A 22,321-nucleotide genomic window follows, 5' to 3' on the forward strand; every position below is an offset into this window, starting at 1 on the left:
AGGTTGACCTTCTTTTTTTCAGCAATATGGTGGATATATTTTTAAATTAAGCGGCTTATTTTTGAGCATTTGCCATTTGCAAAATGGCTTGCATTGCCTGTTGTATTCCAACACCTGCACTGTGTTGTCCTCCATTATCTAGGCTCTGTTTCATTGCTGGGTTTCCACTTTGCACGGAAGAATCGTACTGTTCTTGTTGAGGTTGATCCTGCTTAAGCGTTTTTACAGCAATTTTGTGAAGGAGCGATGCTGGCAAAGGAGAATAATGCAAAAGATCGAGAATGATATCTGGTGTTGTAAAACTTTGCATCAAAGGCAGCAATTGCATAATAATAGCAAACGTTCGTTCTTTTTCGTTGAGACTTGTCGGTGCATCATCGACCACGATATCGTATTCCAAATTTGTGATCACCTCTCGTGTTAACGGTACATATTGTGCATTTTCCTCTCCAGCAATTCGTACCAATCTCCCGTCAGAGAGATAATTTTGAATGAGATAAAGGATAATTTTTCCCTGTCGTTGCCTGTATCGACGTAAACCGTCAAAGAATGAAGCAAGCAAATTGAGAGAAGATTGGCGTCGTTGCTCTTCCAAAATTCCTGGTTGATTCACCTCGCGCGTTCCAATAAACTCGTGAGACAGTCCTGTTACCTGTGTAATAGCGCCCTTTGCTTCATTGAAAAGTTGGAAAAATCCTTGTGGGAATTGTGCCACAGGTTTTGGTTGAATTCTTCCCCCCGCAACAGCACCACTTTTCAGCCAGGTAATACTGTCTGCTCTTGCCCAACTTTCTACGGCTTGTCGATCATCATCGAAAGCGTCTCTCTCTGCCATAATCCCGCCTTTTGATTGGCTATTGAGCAAATGCATCACTTGACTAAAATATTTATTAGCCCAGCGTTGAGGATCTTTTGTTGGTTTAACAATTCCATAGAATTGGCGGCTTAGTTTATCAAAATATCCCGTAATACACTCCCAACCCAATTGGTTTGGGGGGACGAGAGGCTTGTCCGGCACGTCGAGTAACCTTTTCCCCAAAAAAGCTCGTTTGACAATTTTTTTTGTCATTCTCGTTGCTTGGATATAGGGAAACTCTTGGCTTAATTTTTGAAATTCTTGTTCAGAATGATTGATAAATTTTCCTGTTTGTGGATCAAGGACCTTGTAAACAACCTCCCGCTCGAACCATCGACATTCGGCCAATGTGACCATTTTTGGCTTCTGGCGGCTATCTATTTCGCCAAGATCTTGTCCGTAGCCTTGCATATTGCTATCGCTAGTTTGATAAAAAGGGGCGTTATGCTTAACCCAATCAGCATTAAGATCGCTCCAATGTAGAGATGGAAACATTTCTTGAGCGACATCAAGGGGTTTTTCATCGATATACCACACATGCTGCACATCTGTGAGATTTGGTTTAATAGCGCTCGCATCCCAAACCATTTTCATAGGGTCTAATCGTGCAATGACTGGTTTTCCCTGGGGATCTTCTTCAAAATCCAGCCTGGTATCGGTCCAACCCATTCCACAAATGATAGCGTCTTGGAAGGCGTCAGAATCTTCATATTCACCATCAGCTTCATCACGAAACCATTCAGCGGCACCAGTTAATATTTGATTTGCAAATGCTGCACCTTCTTGTCGTGGAATAAATTGCACTTGTCTCTTATTATTACGCTCTGTACCAATCACGGCATTGACCAAAGGTGCGACACGATTAAAAGTCATAACCGGTCTATTTTGCTCTCTGAGCGCGGCGATATCTTGCTCATTCCATTGACGTCCATTATAAAAATCGTAGTCTTCTTGGGCATTTTTCCGCCATTTCTCGACATGAGCGATATCCTCTTGATACCAGCCGACGAGTTTTTTAAAGAGAGCCTGATATTCAATTGTCTCTAATTTATTTGAAGAATCTGCAGAATTATTCATTAAAAAGCCATCCATGAAGTTTGAGAATGCTGAGGAGCTCGGTAAGAATTTTTGTTCGGTCGAAATGTTGGTTGTTCATAGGCAAGGCATAGAAGCCCGAAGCTATCAGCTCCGTGGCTAGCCCAATCGTGTTCAGCGCCTAATCCAATATTTCTCTGTTCGTCTCGTTTTTCATGATACCACGCGAGTGCTTTTCGCCCTGCTTTTGTTGTTTCACGATTAAACCATATGGCAGGAAACAACCGTCTTACAGCTTCGATGCGCATTTTAACAGCGCCTGCTCCCTGATTAGGAATAACTTTTGTTTGCAAACCAGCTTGCTGAAGGGCACTTTCAAAACTTACATTATAGACGCGATCTTTTGTAGCACCATCATGGGGCAAAATCATCATCCCCTTATCGTATCCCCTCTGAAATATCCACCCTATATGCTCAGACAAGGGCTGTCCTTGAGCTTCATAATAATCGAGAACACGGATTTCACGTCCCACAAATTGCGCCACCCACAAAGCGGTAGCGTCAGCCTTTGCCCCTGTCCCACCGATATCCCAAAAGATTTTGATCTGCATCAAGGGGTCGCGTGGCACCGTAGTAATGCGTCCTTCTTGCTCTGCTTCCAGTAGAGCTTTTTGATAATATGCCCCTTGAACAGATTGAAGATACCCTCCTTCCCAAATATGGTTATATTGTTCAGGTCTTTTTTCTAAATCTGCTTTTCGATCTCGATTAAGCTTTTCTGGGAATCGTGGGTTATCTCTCCAATTTATCTCAGCGCCCTTGATATCGGGATCATCCACATTTCGAAAACGTTTTTCCACGGGTGCATTTTCTCGGCAGGGGTTCCACGTTACCCATAACTCTGCGTTCCAATTTTCTCCTTCCTCGCGTAATGTGGGGATAAGAGTCTGCCAAGCTGCTTCAGTAACAGGCTCAGCCTCATCAACCCAGCAAAGGAAGATACGTCCCATCGATTTAATACTTGCAATATTTCGATCCAGACCGGCAAAAACGTAGACAATTCGTCCATCCTTTGATCTGATATACTTGTCGCCGATTTCATAATAATCCCGTAGAAAAGAGTGAGATTCTATGGAACGCTTAATTTCTTCCAATGAGCTTTCACTGAGTGAATTTTGAAATTGTCTCGCACACAGAATAATACCTTTCTCACCGGCTTTTCCGTGCCGATATCCGATAACAGCGGTCATCGTGGCGAAGGATCTCGTTTTTCCAGATCCTCGGCCTCCCCAAGCGGCGCGCACATCGGCTTTCCCAGAAAAAACAGGGATCAATTTTGGAATAAGAGCGACTTGAGCAGTTGTCATTTTAAAACTAAGATTATCCGATTAAGGAATAGAATTTCTTCTAAAGCGTTTTGGGAGCAGATTTTTAAAAAACGTTGCAGGTGGGAGTCTTTTCTGTACCAAAAGAAATTTTCTTGGCCATGCTTTTCCCATACAGACTAAACTGACCAGCTACATAAAATTCTATCCACGCAAAGTAAAACTTCCGTATCCCTCATCAATTTTTTATGACAACAAACATTGGCACGTGAATATTGATATATGCAAAAAATGGCACATCGAAATGCTCAGCTGTTATGATATTCAAGAGCCATGAAACTATTTTGTATCACTAAAGACCACCGAAGTTTCTCTGGCACCACCCACAGCCTTCCAACATCGCGGTCGTAGAGCGTCATCGTTCACCTGGCGTCATATCTTTTGAATCGACCGGAACGATCTCGATACGGGAAATTGTTTTGACGTTACCTCCAGCTTCTGCAGTCACTTGTAAAGGCAAAACCTTCGCAAGCAGCGAAAAGAAAGGCACAGGGTTATTAAGTGCGTGATACTGCAGATAAGACACAAGCCCATCATCCCCATACTGGGACCCCGCCTGCTCTGCAGCAGTAAGAAGAGCTTCATTAAAGCGTTTCGTTGATTTATTTAACGCCCCTTTCGACCGTCCTCTTTTACGTAAAGAAAGGCACTTTTCATTTTTTACCATTGTGTCCCTTTAAATAAGTGATAGCTCATTTTCTTGCGCAAGGATCAGCGAAATATTTTGATAATCGATAAGATGACTCACATAATCGGAAACACAGTTCCAAGTGAACCGCAATCCTGGCCAGGCCTACTCACCGACCGACTCCAACACCGCGGCTTTTTCATCTTACTTCTGATTAATCCGTCCAACCATCTGGCGTGAGTTTCCGGCAATTACCATCATGCTCAATAGCTTTGTGTCTATTTTTTTAACGCACACAACCATGACCTGCCCTTATTGTCCGCTATTTCACCATTTGTATCGAGATTGCAGATCATTTTTTAAAAGAAGCGTGCGCGCACCCTGCCGTTCGCTCGAAAAAGAACACACAGAGGAGAGAAACAGGAACAACCCACCTGATGGAACGACCCCACAAAACACGCCCGAAAACGAAACGGAAGGAACACCTTCCCACCGCGTACCACCGACGTGCGGATTCTTCCACGACACACAAAAACACCAGCTGCTTCGGTTCCTTTTTCCAGAACGGACACCAGCGCCGCAACCAAACCAGAACATCAGCGTTCTGACCTCTGGACACGCACACGGAGACCCCGACAAACAACTTGGAAAAACAAACACAACGGGAACGCGCCCGGCACAAAACCCAACGTTAAGGCGAAAAAAACCGATTGTGGTATAATGGTACCTTTTTAGATTAACCTTGTCAAGTTTTATTGTCGACAGCTGTTTTCTTACGCACTATTTCCGGTTTGCTTTTCTGAATGAAAGCTCAAACGATCACCTTCTTTTACGATTGTGACATCCGTTTCATCGTGAATTTTTCCAAACAAGATGCTCTCGGCGAGCGGATCTTGAATTTCTTTTTGTATCACCCGTTTGAGAGGTCGGGCTCCGTAGACGGGATCATATCCTTTATCAGCGATGAACTGCCTTACTTCTGGCTTGATATGTAGAGTTATTTTTCGTTCATTGAGCAAATTTTGCAATTGTTGTATTTGAATATCAACGATTGCCTCCATATCATCGCGCTGCAATCTCTGAAACAGAATGATCTCATCAATACGGTTAAGAAACTCTGGCCGGAAAGATGCTTTTACGACCTTCATAACATCATCTTTTGCCTGATCGATTTCTTGTCCTTCGGGCAGAGCAGTTAAGAACTCAGCCCCCAAATTTGAAGTCATAATGAGTAAAGTGTTTCTGAAATCAACGGTTCTTCCCTGGCTATCTGTTAATCGCCCTTCATCAAGGACCTGGAGCAAGAGATTAAAAATATCGGGATGCGCTTTTTCGATTTCATCGAACAGAATGACCTGATACGGCCTTCTGCGCACAGCCTCTGTCAGCACGCCTCCTTCTTCATAACCAATATACCCAGGCGGTGCCCCAATGAGGCGTGCACCGGCGTGTTTTTCCATATATTCGGACATATCAATACGTAATATTGCATTAGGATCTTGGAACAAGAAAGCGGCGAGTGCTTTAGTTAATTCGGTTTTCCCGACACCTGTTGGACCTAGGAACATGAATGATCCGATGGGTCGATTTGGATCTTGCAACCCTGCTCTCGCGCGTCGTACAGCGCGTGCCACAGCCTGAACGGCTTCACCTTGCCCCACGACACGTTTTCCGATTTCGTCTTCCATACGCAGCAAAGCTTCTCTTTCTGCTTCCAGCATACGATCAACGGGAATTCCCGTCCATCTTGAAACGATACGTGCAATATGCTCAGCGGTGACAGTTTCTTCGACGAAACTGCTTTGTTGGTCGTCATTTTCAGCAATACTCAATTGTTTTTCGAGTTCAGGAATGACGCTATAAGCGAGTTCTCCTGCTTTCTGGAATTGCCCATTTCGCTGAGCGATAGCCAAAGCATTACGAGCATCTTCGAGCTGTTTTTTCAGGTCTGCTGCGTGTCCTAATTTTTGCTTTTCGGCCTGCCAAGCGCTTGTCATTTCTGCAGATTGTTGTTCTAATGTTTTAAGCTCGTCTTGTACGATTTTTAAGCGCTCTTTTGCTGTTGGATCGACCTCTGTTTTCAAGGCCTCTTGCTCAATTTTCAACTGTAAGATTCGCCGATCGACCACATCGAGCTCTTCTGGCTTTGAATCGACTTGCATACGTAATCTCGCTGCAGCTTCATCAATCAGATCGATGGCTTTATCGGGCAAGAAACGGTCTGTAATATAACGATTAGATAAGCGCGCGGCAGCAATCAAAGCGCTATCTGCTAATCGCACTTTGTGGTGTTGTTCATATTTTTCTTTAATGCCTCGTAGAATGGAGACTGTATCATCGAGGGTTGGCTCAGACACGAAGACGGGCTGGAAACGCCGTGCGAGGGCGGCATCTTTTTCAACATATTTACGATATTCATCTAAAGTCGTCGCACCGACACAATGGAGTTCTCCTCGTGCGAGAGCGGGTTTCAGGAGATTGGAAGCATCCATAGGGCCATCGGACTTTCCGGCCCCAACGAGGTTGTGTAGTTCATCAATGAAGAGGATGATTTGCCCACTTTCGGCTTGCACTTCAGCCAAGACCCCTTTTAATCGTTCTTCGAATTCACCTCGATACTTTGCCCCAGCAATGAGCGCGCCCATATCCAGCGCGTACAGCTGTTTATCGCGCAGTGTTTCTGGCACATCGCCATTAATAATTCGCAGTGCGAGACCTTCAACGATTGCTGTCTTTCCCACACCGGGCTCTCCAATGAGAACAGGATTATTTTTTGTCCGCCTTGAAAGAACTTGAACGGCTCGGCGGATTTCTTCTTCTCGTCCGATGACGGGATCAAGTTTTCCTTCCCGTGCATCTTTTGTCAAATCACGAGCATATTTTTTAAGGGCATCATACTGGCTCTCAGCACGTGGACTTGTTGCTGTTTTTCCTTTACGAAGAGCGTTAATTGCTTGGTTAAGCGCTTGCGGAGTTACGCCTGCTTTTGTTAAAATGTCGGCTGTTTTTGCGGTATTTTCCATAAGCAGCGCTTGTAGAGCTCGCTCTACGGTTACAAATTGGTCTCCGGCTTTTTGTGCGATATTCTCTGCCGTAGAGAAGACTTTTGCCAAGGGCTGAGATAGATAAAGCTGCCCATTTCCTCCTTGAACTTGTGGAAGAGCATCGAGGGCGTCCTTGAGCGTTTTCCGGATAAGTGAAAGATCTCCCCCTGCTCTTTGAATCAAAGAGGCAGCCAATCCCTGGGGATCCTCCAAAATCACATTGAGGAGATGCTCTGGCATAAATTGCTGATGGTCACGAGAGAGGGCGTTATTTTGCGCTGATTGCAAAAAGCCTTGAAGACGTTCACTATATTTTTCCAGGTTCATTTTTTTTCCTTTCGTAACCGCCACCACCCTTTACTTCACTCTCCAAAGACCTTTGCAAAGGCCTCCATCCTCCGGCCCTACGGAGCAAACGGTGCAGCACGGAAACAACCACATTTCCAAAATGAATATGGGTCTCGACGAGAGATAGTACAAGAGGAATGATTCAACAAATAAGGAGTAATTGTGGCGAAATAGGCCTTAGCGGGAAAAGAAAAAACACGATGTTTAACTCAAGAGAATTAGCAACGTCTTATTTTGTTTTTCGTAGTAGAGGCTTAATTTTTCCCGATATCATTTGACACAAAATTTTATAAACAATGAGAAAAGACGGAATAAAACCACAATCAACGGCACTTCCTCGATTTACTGAAATGCACAGTAAAGGGCGCCTTATTTTCGAGTTTAAATTTTACTCACAGGAATTTTTTGTGAGCTTAAAGGCTAATTTTTGAACAACTTTAGAAAAAAATGCGATCAAAAAGTAAAAGGTAGTTTTTGAATTTGCTTCAAACAACGAAAAGCGAAAAGTGGGTGAGTTTTTACTTTTGAGAACGCATTGACTGTATATTTTTCTTCAAGGTATACTTTTCCGTCCCTATTTTTGCATTATTCAGTTTTCCGTTATTCAGTTTTCTAAGTGGCGAAAAGTTTTCTCAACGTTTTCCTTACCATTGATGTTTTAGACAAGGTTTCAACTTTTCACACAGCCCGACCACTTGTTTTGTTTTTAACTTTAAGAAAGATATTTTCCTTTTGCATAACACCTTATTGTGCAGATGAAACAGCCGAATTTTTTTATTAAGTCCCTCAAGGTTAACTTATAGTCTTAAACCTGTTGCTTCCGCTTTCATGTCTGCGTAAAATCCCGCATTGCTCAAAGAGCATCTAACACGGCTGCTACACAACGATATTTTTGTAAAATAAATATAGATACGGGGTGATCCATATCCTTAATTTGAAATTGCACCTGCCCCTTTAAAACATATATAATGCCCTTGAATTTCTCGCTTTCTATAAAACTAGACACGTTCTGTACAGCCACTTTTCTGGGGCTGTTTTTGGTTTTCTTGCAAGACCATATCAGCAAGTGCGGTCCTTACCCTGAGGCTGGCGAAACCGTGTTGAACTTCAATGAACCGGGATCTTCCTGATTTCAGGAAACATCATCTTTGCCCTTCTTGATCTCACTTATTTTTTTCAGTTTCAAAAACCGAGCTTTTTATTGGCTTTAAGTGCTCAGTTTCCTTTAGCATTGACCACTCTATTCCACGGATGACCTTCAACACTGACCCTTCCAGCTCTTAACATTTTCTGCTTTCTTTTATTCTTCTTCATCTGCTTTTTGCGGTGGGGGTGGCAAGATATAAGCGCCTGAAAGCCACCGGTTAAGATCCAATGCGCGGCATCTTGTTGAGCAGAAAGGATAAGCATCTTGCCGAGACATTTGACCACAAATTGGGCAAGGACGTGGAGGATATTTTGTAGCTACCTCTGTTTGTGTTGTACCTGGCTCTTTTGGCATTTATTGCACCCTAATCGTTTATTCGCGCCATTTTTCATTTTTTCTGATATTTTTGTTTTGTTTATTTGTTTTTGCTGAGCTTTTCTCAAGCCACGATCTCTTTAGTCCAATTTGTGAGAACGGGAAAGCGATAAGCTGTAAGGAGATCCATTGTTTCAGCTAATGACAAACCAACCACATTGGAATATGAGCCAGCAATATGAACAACGAAAGCACCCGCATTTCCCTGAATAGCGTATCCGCCTGCTTTTCCTTTCCATTCTCCAGACGCAAGATAAGCATCTATCATAGCAGAGGTCAACCGCCTAAAACGGACGTGGCTTTCGATTAGCTTCACAGTTTTTTTTCCATATTCGTTTAGCACACAAATGGCGCCATATACTTCGTGGACACGTCCAGAAAGGTAGCGCAAACATTCGTAAGCTTCATCTTCTTGTTCTGGTTTAGGAAGAATGACACGCCCGACAGCAACGACGGTATCGGCGGCTAAAATCACAGTTTTTCTCGCTGAGAACTCTTCTTTTCTGTTTTTCTTGCACCACAGCAAAATTTCTTGTGCTCTCAGCGCTTTTTCCTTTGCCAAACGCTTTGCAAGATTTGCGGGATGTTCTCTTATTTTTGGTGTTTCATCGATATTTGTTGCCAAGACATGATGGGGATCCAGACCAATTTGCGCCAAAAGCGCTAACCGGCGCGGCGAAGCAGAAGCGAGCACCAATTGAACTTCTTCCGAATGCGACTCTTCATCGCAAGTTCCTCTCAAGACACCCACATCAACCCCCTCAAAAGCGACACTACACCCTCACGAGACGAGCTTTCGCAACACTGATTTTTTTTCGCAAACAGCTCCCCGCCTCTTTTTCTTAGATCTTCCAGGCGACTTCTTTTTTTCCGTCCCAAAGATAATTTTTTCTTTTGGAAAGGATGGGAGCAGCATTCCTGAACAACAGCGCTATTTTCATAGAAAATAAAATACCACGTCTTACTTATAGCGATAAGTGATACGTCCTTTTGTCAAATCATAAGGGGTCATTTCAACCATAATTTTATCACCTGCCAATACACGAATGCGATTCTTGCGCATTCTACCTGCAGTATGGGCGATGATTTCATGGTCATTTTCCAGTTTAACGCGAAACATGGCATTAGGGAGAAGCTCAGTTACAACACCAGAAAATTCCAAAACCTCTTCTTTGGACATAAACAACGACTCCCTTTATAATTCGCACGTTAACCTTAAAAATAATCCCGCGCATCGATTCTTAACGAATACCACGCGGATTAATTTTTAGCGTTCATATCTTATTTTTCTAGTTTTGTGAACAAAAATTCAACAAAAAGAAAGAGATTTTCTTCAACACTTGCCTTTTAAATGCTTCTACATTTTGTATTGGTTGGATGCTTTATGGACATTTGAGATAATTTTTTTGAAAGATGATCATAATTCAGCTTATTCTACCTCAGTATTTTTTTATATCTCGTTCATTTTTCCGCAAACCGTGCAAATCACTTTTAAGCTTCTCTTCTTATAATATGAATTATTTTTTGCACTTTAGAAAACAACATAAACGCCAATGACATCAAAGATCATGTCTTTGTAAACATTGGCCTTATAGATCTATTTATTTCTTTATTTACGATTTAACGATTATACACTTACACAGATATACAGAAAACAAGAAAAAATCTTGGTAAATACGGTTTTACGTAAAAACACACTAAAAAAATTGGCTCAAATTTTCCATTTCCCTCTCCTTATTTGCCAGATGCTTTTATTTCTTTTTCTCAGACGATAAATTGTTTGTTAGCTTAATTGGTCAAAATTATAGATTTGTCGGAGATTTATATTGCGTGGTTGTATTTTGTTTTTACAAACAAAATTTTTTTCAAAATCTAATTTAAAAAGCGAGTTGTTTTCTTCCGCCAACGTGTCGACGACGCGGGCAATTTCTTGCATTTTAGAAAACAGTGCCGATGTCAATGCGATGATCAATGTTCAGCTAACTAGATCTAACTATTAAACTCAATAGACTGAACATTGATAAAATGCATATATTAGTTTAACCGCATAGTTCCATAAGATACCTAATGCGCCATATATCTCAGAAAATGGTGCAACGTTTTTTTACATTTTTTTTCGCTATTAATATTTGTTCAATTTTTTAAGTGATTTCGTAATATCGCGTAAAAAATGCGCAAATTAAGCTTACAATCGGTTCTGATAACCACCATCATTGCTAAATGCTGTTCTGAGCGGCGTTCAAATTTCCATAATGCGGCACAACAATCAACAAAAGATCACAAATACTCCGTTTGTCTTTGTCATTTTCGTTGTATTAACCCCTGAGACAAAAGCATTGCAACCACAGGCTTACAACGGACATCCTGCATCAATACACATATCAGTAGGATTTTCTTCAATTGCATATGCTGAACAATAGCAATCTCTCACATTGTCTCTGGCTTCATTTCTGTCTCAAGCGGCAGTATGAGGTACGCTAATTGGAGGTAGCAACGGCAATCGCAATCAGCACGACTTCCAGGACTTTATTTGGAAATAAATTAGAAAAACTCAATAGAAGATTAAGATGCCTTGGTAGAGTCCAGGAAGATGCTGGAGAAAAATAGGGTAAACTAGCAAAAATGCGGATGCCTCTAAAACGACAAGAAACCTTTTCAGCGGTGGAGAAAAAGCTCGATGTCGTCGCAAACACTCAAGAATGGCAGCCCCCCCAGAGAGGACCAGTCAATTAGAGAGACCTGATCTTTTGCTAAATCTGTCTATGAAATGTTATGAGATGCTGCTCATAGGGCACCAAAAATCTCGGTTTTTTTTGTCCACTATTTTTATCTCTAAAATGGAAGACGCCGAAAGTCCTAATGCTCCACTAAGAAAATCAAATGATAACACGTGGATGTCCAGCGATTATCCTCAATCTCGTGAAAATGAAGAAAGTCACAACGGCTCAAATATGATTTCAGCGGAAATCGCCCAAAGCGGATAAATGATAATTTCGCAATAACAAATAAAAGAAAGAGACAGTAACCTCTTTCTTTTGTTTTGCATACCGCCTTCTTAATGGCTGTTTTTTAAACCCCGTATCATCCTTCTTAGAAAGGAGCTATTGTGAAAAAACTTCTTCATTTCCGTTTATTGACGTTTTTCTTCTTTTCTCTCAAAATCAACAAAGCCACTGTTAACTGTACCAATACTTATAAATTTTCTATATTTTTTCCCAAATTATGTCTAGGTCTCACATTGTCCTCACATGAATACTGCATAACGCCTGGGCTATGCCTTAAGCTATTAAACCACTAGCCCCGCTTTTTTATTTTTTTCCAAAAATACGAGCATTTGAGATAAAAAAGCAATGATGTAGCTCAATGAAGATGCGCAGTAGGTATGTTCAAATGTAAGAACGCACGGCAATAAAAATCCTAAATACGTTTAGCACCACATCCTTTGACCATACTGCTTTTATTGCAAAGCCAGGATGGCCAACCGGTATAGCTGCAACAGAAGGGACCGTTAAACCTGATGGGGTAACGAATGAGAAATAGAGAGCATAAAAAAACTCCATTAGAAACTATTTCAGAACTGAAAATGTTGGCCCTAACCAAGTTGACAAAAACGCTAGCGTCATTCTTTTTCACTGAAATTTTACTCTGTATCGTTGCCCACTGAAATCAGCTTATTCACCACCACACGTCTCTGCTTTATACTACACAGTTTCGTTTTTTCTTCTCTTCCCGCAAAACTGCAAAAAAATGCAAAAAACGTATAATACTCAAATCGTTGTGTATCAGATGAAGAAATATATACTTGTTTTTAGTTACATAGATACAACAATATTGAAAGCGTAAGTCACATTCCAGCGATTATGATGCGTTTAATAAAAGCGGTATTGAAAACTTAGCACCGATATTTCTTGTTTTGCACAATGTTGCAAAACATCGATTGAGAGTTACCGAATATTATCCCAGAAAACCCATTACGAACAGCTCCCTTTCCCTGTCCTTTTATAGAACCGGACTGTCGTTTTTCATATTCGATATCACATTTTTTATATTGCGCTTGAATGAAAAGACCGTCCGCGTTGTTCAATGTTGTCTGTATCAAGAATGGCAGAAGCAACGCCAACCCTAAATGTGGCCTGTATAACTACAAAATCAGCACGGCGTTGATTTTTTCTCTTTTAGGTTAACACGCCGTGCTGAAACAACGCACATCATCTCTACTTTGTACCGTCTTATACGAGCTCCCAATGACGATATATATTTTATTTTTTCCTCATCAGCTTACATAGACATTACTTTTTGCGTCTGATGAAGTTTGATGACTTGCGCTTGTTGCTGAACTTCTTCATTAATTGCTTTTGCACCATTAATAATTTTCAACATTTGCTCTGCTTTACTTTCTGATACCCCAACACTCTCAGCAAGTTTCTTAAGATTTTTATCGCTGACAGCACACCGTTCTTCCGCTGAGAGACGCTTCTCAACTTTCTTCACAAAATCGCTAAGTTCTTGTTTCAGCTCAGGCAGCTCTTTGAAAATGTCTTTCTGCATATCCATCGGAAATTCAAAAACTTCCCGCAGTGTCTTACTTGGCATATCGATCTGCGTTCCGCAGCGCGCTTGCTCTTCCCGATGATGATCAATGGCATCATGCTTACAAATTGCTGTAGCGCGGAGATACTTCTGCATTGCCTCACTAAGTCTCTCAATATTTTCCTCGGCTCGCTGACGCCTTTCACTTTTAAATCCGAGAAAGCCCACACCTGAAAGTCTGTGAAAACTTTTTGGATTATTCAAAATTTGGTCGGGGAGCTCTCCATCGACGAATCTCTCACCGCACATTTTTTTCATCATTTTGTCAAAAACACCAGGATCACCGTAGACGAGCTCCGCATACCGCTGAACTTGCCTTTGCGTTGCCTGAATAATAGGTCTTTCCGAAACTCTCTGGCCAAGCTCTTCTTTGGTTAAATCAGCTAATTTTTCCGCCGGGATAAGAACTTTGTCGAGCTCCTCAGCCTTTGGAACTTGAAAAGTAATCTTGTCGCCAGGTTTCAAACTTTTCAGCTGTTCTGGCGTTAAATGCTCCAACGACCCGACGATATACACATCATCCATTTTAACCGCAAAACCATTTACGCCGGAACCTTGATAAATACCCTGATAAGTTCCTCCTTCATTTGCGCCCAAAACGATATGCTGCTGAATCGCACCACCCGTAGCATTCTGCATTTGGCCCAAAAATTCTCTCAAAGCAGCAGCTGTTTTAGGGTTAGAAATACCCTGAATCATCTCTGCCATAGGCTTCATATCATCATATTTCTCTGCAATCCTGGTCACATTTTCCAAGTGAGCAGTGGTTACAAGCGAAAGATCAATTTTTCGGCCTGTGGCCTCAGCCAGCTTTTCAAGAAATACTTGCCGTGTAAGCTCATTTCCTTCTACGAACGGCTTCAGCTTATCCAGAGCACAAAATGTTCGTGCTGTAACATTAGCAAATTCTTTATCTGATAGGTTTTTTAAGTCGCTGTTTTCTTCTAGAACATTATCTATCTCCTGCAGGCCTTCTCGGATCTCTGCAGCAAATTCTGCATTCACCAAACCAGCAGCAGTACCATCTGAAAACACACATGGTTGATCGATGGTCTGACCAGCCCATTCAAAATTACTACCATACAATATTCTGTTAATGTATTTTAGGTAACTGGTAGTAAATTTTCCTGGCAGTGGCTCATGATTTAGCTCATCCATTGCCAAGACTAGATCAAGGCTGCATTTTGCATCTAATTCCTGGGCATTTGTTATCCCGTATCTGTTTTTCAGAACTTGTGTGCCAGGATAAAAATAGCCCTCTGTGCGCCCCGCATGTCCCGCATGTCCCGTATTTACCGTATGTAATTGTAATTGTTCTGATTTTACCATGTTCGCTTCCTTAAAATGCGGCGCTGTTCACGAGAATATCAAGCTTCCTTAACGAATACCTCTGACTCTCCCTCTGGGATTTTCAAATGTTTTACGGCAAAGTGCACTCTCATCAATTACACAGACATTCTTAGCGGCGTTAACCGCTTCCATGTTCTGCTTGTAATTTTTCTACGCGAGAAATGTACAACGACCGGCTGGAGTTGTTTTCGTAAATTTCCCCTTTTAAAAAAGACTTTCTATGAACCTCCCTTTTCTGCTGTTTATTATTTGCCTTTTACGGCCTTTTATATTTTTACCTTTTCTATTTTACTTTTATATTTGTCACAGACACCGCCGCAAGCGCCCGCACTCAGCGATCGCTTCTTTCAACGAAGTCGCTCCCCAAAGCCACTTGATAGATGTAAAACCACGATTGTAGCGAATGCAGTGGTCGTATGATGACAATCTGGTATGTAGGGTGGTCAACAGAAAAGTAAACGTATGAAAATAAATAATATTTGATATTTTACTTTCTGCAAAAACGGCACAAAAATGGCGTCATAAATCGTGCTCTAACATCACGATCACCGACGCTTTATCAAAGATATATCAAGAACGATTTATAAGAATGAGTGCTTCTTGTTCCAAGCTCAAACGACAAATATGCGTGGAGAGTCCACAAATGCGCATTGTGTTAAGATTTAGTCTTCAGCTTGTCGTGGAAATATACAATGAAATTCGAGGCACTTTTTATCTTAAAAACGATTTTACAGAAATAAAGAAAAAATTATAATAGTAAATACGATAACAAGTTTTTAAATCTAGGAATGCTGAAGTTTTTACAGAGAAATACATTTAGGCAATTTTCTACAGTAAAACGCATATAGCACCCTGCAGGAGAATATATCCACCTTCAATCTTTTGGAGAAATAATGCCGTTTCACGTGAGTGCACACACACTTTCCGCTCTCATAGATCGTATTATCGTTCTCCCCTCACTTTTTTCATTTCTTTAATGAATAGCTATTCTCTTCATTGTATATAATGGCTACGACTACGATATTTTTGAAATTATTTTCAATCGCATATTTCTGCTTTAATTCTACCGTTTTTTAATTTCGTAACAAAAACGCATGACATTTTACAAAAGAAAAAGCCCCAAAAGTGTATACTCATTTGATATATAATCGGCGATTTATAATGAAATTGACGGAATTTATTATGAGAACTCATTGTCAGAATATAAGGTCTTGTTTTCGCTATGTATGCGCGAGCATTTCTCTTTAATAGGATGATGTGTTCAGGATGATCCATTTCCGGATTTTCTCAGAAGATTAAAACTCGAACGGACCCTGCCGCTTGCAGTGATCAGTCACCAAAGGCAAATTATCAAGAGATTAGAAGTCCACGAGCGACATATTGCAAGAAAGATGCAAAATTTTTGGTAATTTTGCATCTTTTTCTATCATTTAGATATTTGAGATATATTCTACAGAAATCAAAGCCGGGCTTATGAAATTTTTTCGCTTATGATACGCTCCAAAAGCCCAAAAGAATCTTTTTAAGAAAGAAACCAACTTGACAATAATTCATATCTAACAGGATCATCGGCACATTGTCCGCTTCCGCACTCCAATACAGTAGAAACTAAGTTAGCTGCAATCAAAAATATAAACAAGAAACTTGCTGTCTTATTCAACATTGGTAAAGAGGGCAGCACCTTAAATTTATGCGACAACTCCGTCAAAACCATAACAACAACAACGCCCAAAATACAAAGGACGGAAATGATAAAAGTCCAACTATAAAAATGCAATCCGAAGAAAGTCGATCCATATCCGAGATCGCCTGGTTCGATATGCAAAAATATTTGCCGAATAGCGACAATACCCGTTACCATACAGCCGAGAATAACCATAGCATAATGGGTATTTTTTATTTTGTTGCATATATTAAGAAGGAATCCGCACCCAGCCAGCATAAGACCAACGCGCTGAAGAAGACAAAGTGGGCATGGCAATTCAAATTTCATTAACTGATAATAAAAAGCTACTAACAAAACAATGGATAAACCAATGAGTCCCAAAGAGTTCATAAAGACAACAAAATGGTAGTTTTTTTGCTCGATATTTTTCATAATTTCCCCCTTAAAAAGACAAATTCAGGACAGAGGTTGCATGATGGTTAAAAGTAAGGAGGATAACAATCAACAAAACCACCCAAAGAGCGTAGCTTGTGTTTTTCTTTCCACAGGCAGCGGTTACTGCTGTGCACAAAGCAATTAAAAATGGGATAAACATGGTAAAAAGCCTTTGTTATTTAGTAATATGCGGTGAGCGCATATTGCACGAAGAGATGTTAGATAATTGTCAAAAAAAGAGACGATATATTTATTTACCCACGATCCATGCTTTAGATTTTCACCTTAGTGCGAAAGAAGAACATTAGAAGTTGTGGGTTTCATTGAGATATAGAAGAATTATTGTTTGGTCAAACATTATTTATTTAAAGATGTATGGGATCGTTTTTGTCTCTATACTAGAGGGTATGAAATGATCATAATTTGGGTTTAATATTCAGGAATTTTTCAAATGAAATAAGGCGTCCTTATAACTGCCATATTTTTGCCTCTGGACCTCATAAATTTTTTTATCATTTTTCATGCTAGAATTTTTTATTTTTTAAGTGCACTAGCTTTCTGCTCTTCTATTTAAAAAAAATCGGCTATCGCATTCAGATTCAAGAATCATAGAAAAGCGACAAATAATTTTCATTAACTTTGGATTTCATAATTTTCATTAACTTTTGATTTCAGATAATTTTTAATCCGTATTTTATGCATCTTTTCTGCTTATTTTTTTGCTTTAACTTGACGTTTTAAATGCAATTTAAGAAGCGGCAAGGTTGCCTCGACTTCTTCCTTGTCATTGATATTTTGAACAAGTTCTTGCAACTTTCTGCTGAGCTCCTCCACCAATTGCGCTAGCTTTTCTGGAGAGAGTTCTATTTTTGCATCGCGATAGATTGTATGGGCTACACGTTCAAGTTTTTTCGTCAGTCCAGCGGGAATGGGCTGTGGTTTAAAGCCTGCAGCTTTTGCCCTTGCCACATCGGTAAACATTTCCCCCTCGCCTGTGAGTATCCAACGCACATCCACGCTGTAAATTGTGTGGTAGGCCATTATGATAGACGCTTGCGGTTCGCTGGCACCTAGCTCGTAATTTGCCAGTGTATTTTTCGCTAAACCGAGAGATTTTGCAAAAGCGCCACGTTCTTCATTTCCAAACATTTTTCTTATTTTTCGTAAGCGCTTTGCTAATGGTGTTTTTGGTTCTGAATCGGGACGTGCCAAAAAATACCTCATAAATATTTTCTTGTTTACAAGGCGCGAAAGCCAACACTTTTTCCTTGTTTAGTGAAAAAGCGTTGTTTCTCACCCCTTTCTTTGAGTGATTTGAAATGGCTTGGAGCCTTTTTTCCGAATCTGTAAACAACCTTATTTGTCCAATGAACTTATCTGTTTAGTATTGTACAGTTTAACGAAAAAACAACTAACACCATAAGCTAATCTTATTTAAAATAAGGTCCTAACATCGGAATTTTATTTTGCCTATTAAATCATTTTTTACAGTTTTTCTATACACGGAAACTACTTTATAACTTTTCTTTTTATTTTACATCAATATTTTTCTAATCAAGTCAAATAATTTATCTATAAAATGCGAAATGCAACACCATTAATCACTTAATTTGTTTAGATTATTTTTTTATATTTTATAAAAATTTGTGTTTTTTGTTGCCTAAATTTTCGAAACATGAGTTTCTAGCTAAGGTATTATTAAAAACTATTTTTTTGTATAAATTTACTTTCCAAAGACAGTATAAAACTTTAAAAAAAAACGGGAGGGAATCATTGAACCTTTGAAAAGGATATAGGATGACTAAACAACCACATGATGTAGCGATCTTAATGGGCAGCCAATCCGATTGGCAGACGATGCGCTATAGTGCGGATATTTTGAGTAGTCTTGAAATTTCCCACACTTCCCAAATTATCTCAGCGCACCGTACTCCTGATCGCCTTTACCAATTTGCGAAAGGTGCGAAAGAAGCAGGCTTTAAGGTATTGATCGCTGGAGCTGGTGGCGCGGCACATCTTCCTGGTATGCTGGCTGCTCTGACGCCGCTTCCTGTTTTTGGTGTTCCAGTGCACACGCAGCAATTGTATGGTCAAGATTCTTTACTTTCGATTGTACAAATGCCAGCAGGAATTCCCGTCGGCACGTTGGCAATCGGAAAGCCGGGTGCCATAAACGCAGCGCTTTTGGCAGCAGCACTTTTAGCTGTTTATGATGATGACTTAGCGCAACGTCTAGCAGATTGGCGCCAAAAACAATCATCCAGTGTAGCGCAAACTCCTACAGATTGAGATACAACATGACAGAGCCTTTATCTTTCGAAAAATTTTCTTCATCTTCTTCCCAAGCGTTAACTTCGGGAAGAACGATCGGCTTGATAGGGGGAGGACAACTGGCTCGTATGTTGGCAATAGCCGCAGCAGAACTTGGATTTAGAACTGTTGTTTTTTGTTCGGAGGCAGATTGCCCAGCATCACAAACAGCCAGCCACCATATTGCCGCGCCTTATGACGACCGTGCAGCGTTAGATCGCTTTATTGCAATGTGTGATATTGTGACCTATGAATTTGAAAACCTTTCCCTATCCATGATCAAATATGTTGAGCAAAGTAAGTGCGTTTATCCCTCATCCAAGGCACTAGAAATATCGCAAGATCGTCTATTTGAGAAAAAGTTTTTGAACTCTCAAGGCATCCGCACTGCCTTGTGGCATGCTGTTGATGACCACTCATCGCTCATTTCTTCCCTTTCCGCATTAGGCAATCGCGGTATTTTGAAAACACGTTGTTTCGGCTATGATGGAAAAAACCAGGTCATGCTGAATCATCCAACGGAGCAGTACGCTGCTGAAACTTCAGCGGTTTTTCAGGGACAACCGTGTATTTTGGAAGAAATTGTTCCATTTTTATCAGAAATTTCTGTTCTCTCAGCGCGGACACCGCAAGGAGAACATGTTTTTTACGATTGCCCTGAGAATCAGCATCAAAGCGGTATTCTTCACAAATCGTTTGTGCCGTCTCGTATCCCGCTTAATGTGCAAAAAGCTGCTCAGGATATCAGCGCGCAGATCATGGATAGTCTGGATTATGTCGGCGTTCTTTGCGTTGAGTTTTTTGTATTAATGGACGGCGCTCTTTTGGTAAACGAATTGGCACCGCGCGTGCATAATTCTGGGCATTGGACGCAAAAGGCATGTATAACATCACAGTTTGAACAACATATCCGCGCCATTTGTGGGCTTCCCTTGGGCAGCACCTACCGCCATAGCAATTGTGAAATGATAAATCTTCTTGGCAGCAATCTTGGTGAATTCAAATATTTTTTAACGCAAGACCGCACATCGGTGCATTTATACGGTAAGAGCTCTGTCCAGCCAACTCGTAAAATGGGTCATGTTATCAAATTAACGGGGACCGCTAACACATCTGCTAATATACGCGAAGAATGATATATTCCCGCGAAAACGTCCTTCGGAAAAAAAGTTCTAATCAATTTTGAATTTCTTAAAGAACGGGGGGAGGAAAGGCGTTCTTTCGCTGTAACTATGGAAAAATGTTGTCCTTTTCGCCTTGTAAACACGAAAGATATATTCATGAGGTATTCTTTGTATCTTTCAATATCTTTCTAAAACTCTCCTCGTAAAGACAGCTCTTAATCTTAAGGGTTTTCTCTCTTAAAATACTCTATGTTCGTATTTCCTTTAATACCCCAAAGGCTATTTTAGAGCGGCGTTTTTTGATGTTTTCCCGCAACATTCTTCAAGGCTCTCTCCTCTTTCTTTTCCTCTCGAAGAACCATGATACTTGCTTTCAGTAAATTGAAGAAAAGAGCTAAGGATTCTCTCAACCTTATTTAAATAAAAATTCCCTAACTGAGTGGGAATCACTGCGACTTGAAGCACGCATTTGAAATTTTATTTCTCAGTTTTTTTCTGTAGAGAACGCAAATATTTTCTCCCCTCAACCTTTTTGCTACATTTTTCATTTTCACGTTTTGTAGGACGAATCCCCACCTTTTCCGTTTCTCAGACATTGCGCCATTTCATCAACCTGAAGGCACAACAATATTGTTTCAGGAGATGCTAAAAATCTTTACTTTATAAATGATACAGACTTGAACAAATATAGAACTATTATAAAAGAAATTGCGAGATCTTATGAACAGAGGAAGTTGCAGGACTTTATGAATGGTTTGTTGTTTATTTAAAACGTATAGGCTTTCATTTTACATTATTTACGATTTAACGTTTATACAGAATTGTAATAATACAGCATTTTACAAACTTTGAGCGATTTTTTATGATTATTGTTCATTCAATCTTCTCATACCAGAGAAAATGGCTAGGGATTCTCTCAACCTCATTTAAATAAAAATTCTTTAACCAAGTGGAAATCACTGCCACTTAAGGCATTCGTCGAGATTTCACGAAGTGGACAATCTCTGTCATTACATATCTTTTTTCGCTGACAAGCAAATAAAGATCCGTAGATTGTATAGAGCTTATTTCCTACACGGAGACATGCAATTGCGTAATGCATGTGCTGGGAAATTGTGAAGTGTATAAAGCTAAGCTTTTGGGAACAACAGACATAAAAGCTGACCTCATCGCCTGTCGGTCTGTACACCGTCTCCTCTCTCTCCAGCAGTTGTTGCATCAATGATGGTCGCAAAGAAGGCGGTGCAAGAGTTGGCGAAGCTCAGTTAAATATTAACGTCATGATTTTTACCCTATTACTTAATCACTTTTGTAATTTGAAAATATCATAAATCAAAAAATGAATAAGTCTGATATGGTTTTTATTGGTACTCTTTTTATGAAGAGTTCCATTTTTACGCTTATAGACGTGTAACGTAGGCGCTCGCCGATGGTCTATTTGCATAATTTTAAGTTGATGATGTGATTTTGATTTGGCTTTTTCAGTTTTTTCGTAAACTTTGTCTGGAAGACGACGAGCCATTTTTTATAGACACATTCGGCACCAACAACGTGTTTATCAGACATAAAGAATACTGAGCTTGTCCCTTTCAACAATCAGGTTTTTATAGGCTATTTTTTTAGCAACTTCCAGTTCACAGACACAGCCGCAGTGTTTCCAGTTCACAGACACCAACCGCAGCGTTTCCAGTTCACAGACACCAACCGCAGTGTTTCCAATTCACAAACACAGCCGCAGTGTTTCCAATTCACAAACACAGCCGCAGCGTTTCCAGTTCACAAACACAGCCGCAGTGTTTCCAATTCACAGACACCAACCGCAGCGTTTCCAGTTCACAGACACCAACCGCAGCGTTTCCAGTTCACAGACACCAACCCCAGCGTTTCCAATTCCCAAACACAAACCCAAGGGTTTCCAGTCCCCAGCAACTCCCACAAACGTCTCAAGTCCACCAACACACCCCAAGGGCTCTCAATCCACAGACCCCTCCTCAACGGTTCCCAAACACAACTACCCTCCCAAACCTT

General features: G+C 40.6%; 14 protein-coding genes. 3 read left to right on the forward strand and 11 right to left on the reverse strand.

Going from position 1 to position 22,321, the window contains the following annotated elements; translation table 11 throughout:
* Window positions 1-55: 55 nt before the first annotated feature.
* The 7 genes from bgtI to infA form a co-directional block, all read right to left on the reverse strand.
* The gene (gene bgtI / locus WCP75_RS04065) at window positions 56-1,933 is read right to left on the reverse strand and encodes a BaGTA-type gene transfer agent portal protein BgtI (RefSeq protein WP_336276969.1); all 1,878 of its coding nucleotides are present in this window, start codon (window positions 1,931-1,933) and stop codon (window positions 56-58) included.
* A complete protein-coding gene (locus WCP75_RS04070) occupies window positions 1,933-3,258 on the reverse strand; it encodes a PBSX family phage terminase large subunit (RefSeq protein ID WP_336276970.1) in 1,326 nt (441 codons plus the stop codon). Before WCP75_RS04070 ends, bgtI begins: the two co-directional genes overlap by 1 nt.
* A gap of 373 nt (window positions 3,259-3,631) precedes the next feature.
* Window positions 3,632-3,943: a hypothetical protein gene (locus tag WCP75_RS04075; RefSeq protein ID WP_336276971.1), complete on the reverse strand. Its 312-nt coding sequence runs from the start codon at window positions 3,941-3,943 to the stop codon at window positions 3,632-3,634.
* 734 nt (window positions 3,944-4,677) lie between these two features.
* On the reverse strand, window positions 4,678-7,275 hold the full coding sequence (clpB, locus tag WCP75_RS04080) for an ATP-dependent chaperone ClpB (protein WP_336276972.1): 2,598 nt from the start codon (window positions 7,273-7,275) through the stop codon (window positions 4,678-4,680).
* Window positions 7,276-8,596: 1,321 nt separating this feature from the next.
* A complete protein-coding gene (gene yacG / locus WCP75_RS04085) occupies window positions 8,597-8,797 on the reverse strand; it encodes a DNA gyrase inhibitor YacG (protein WP_336276973.1) in 201 nt (66 codons plus the stop codon).
* A gap of 85 nt (window positions 8,798-8,882) precedes the next feature.
* Entirely contained in the window at window positions 8,883-9,569 is a 687-nt protein-coding gene (locus tag WCP75_RS04090) for a Maf family nucleotide pyrophosphatase (protein ID WP_336276974.1), read from the reverse strand.
* Between the two features lie 210 nt (window positions 9,570-9,779).
* Window positions 9,780-9,998 (reverse strand): translation initiation factor IF-1, encoded by a 219-nt coding sequence (gene infA / locus WCP75_RS04095; protein WP_010702900.1) that lies wholly within the window; start codon window positions 9,996-9,998, stop codon window positions 9,780-9,782.
* 1,519 nt (window positions 9,999-11,517) lie between these two features.
* Here infA and WCP75_RS04100 point away from each other — a divergent pair.
* On the forward strand, window positions 11,518-11,802 hold the full coding sequence (locus WCP75_RS04100) for a hypothetical protein (RefSeq protein WP_336276975.1): 285 nt from the start codon (window positions 11,518-11,520) through the stop codon (window positions 11,800-11,802).
* Between the two features lie 1,294 nt (window positions 11,803-13,096).
* Here WCP75_RS04100 and WCP75_RS04105 read toward each other — a convergent pair.
* The 4 genes from WCP75_RS04105 to WCP75_RS04120 form a co-directional block, all read right to left on the reverse strand.
* A complete protein-coding gene (locus tag WCP75_RS04105) occupies window positions 13,097-14,737 on the reverse strand; it encodes a BID domain-containing T4SS effector (protein WP_336276976.1) in 1,641 nt (546 codons plus the stop codon).
* 1,543 nt (window positions 14,738-16,280) lie between these two features.
* Window positions 16,281-16,856 (reverse strand): disulfide bond formation protein B, encoded by a 576-nt coding sequence (locus WCP75_RS04110; protein WP_336276977.1) that lies wholly within the window; start codon window positions 16,854-16,856, stop codon window positions 16,281-16,283.
* 10 nt (window positions 16,857-16,866) lie between these two features.
* On the reverse strand, window positions 16,867-17,019 hold the full coding sequence (locus WCP75_RS04115) for a DUF5993 family protein (protein WP_336276978.1): 153 nt from the start codon (window positions 17,017-17,019) through the stop codon (window positions 16,867-16,869).
* Window positions 17,020-17,570: 551 nt separating this feature from the next.
* Window positions 17,571-18,071, reverse strand: coding sequence for a helix-turn-helix domain-containing protein (locus WCP75_RS04120; protein ID WP_336276981.1), 501 nt, complete (start codon window positions 18,069-18,071; stop codon window positions 17,571-17,573).
* A gap of 585 nt (window positions 18,072-18,656) precedes the next feature.
* Between WCP75_RS04120 and purE the strand changes: the two genes are divergently transcribed.
* Window positions 18,657-19,148: a 5-(carboxyamino)imidazole ribonucleotide mutase gene (gene purE, locus WCP75_RS04125; RefSeq protein WP_336276979.1), complete on the forward strand. Its 492-nt coding sequence runs from the start codon at window positions 18,657-18,659 to the stop codon at window positions 19,146-19,148.
* Between the two features lie 8 nt (window positions 19,149-19,156).
* Window positions 19,157-20,305 carry a 5-(carboxyamino)imidazole ribonucleotide synthase gene (locus WCP75_RS04130; RefSeq protein ID WP_336276980.1) on the forward strand — a complete coding sequence of 383 codons (1,149 nt, stop codon included), beginning with the start codon at window positions 19,157-19,159 and terminating at the stop codon, window positions 20,303-20,305.
* The last annotated feature ends 2,016 nt before the right edge of the window (window positions 20,306-22,321 follow it).

Origin of the sequence: Bartonella numerosa, from assembly GCF_037070845.1 — a bacterium.
GTDB lineage: Bacteria > Pseudomonadota > Alphaproteobacteria > Rhizobiales > Rhizobiaceae > Bartonella.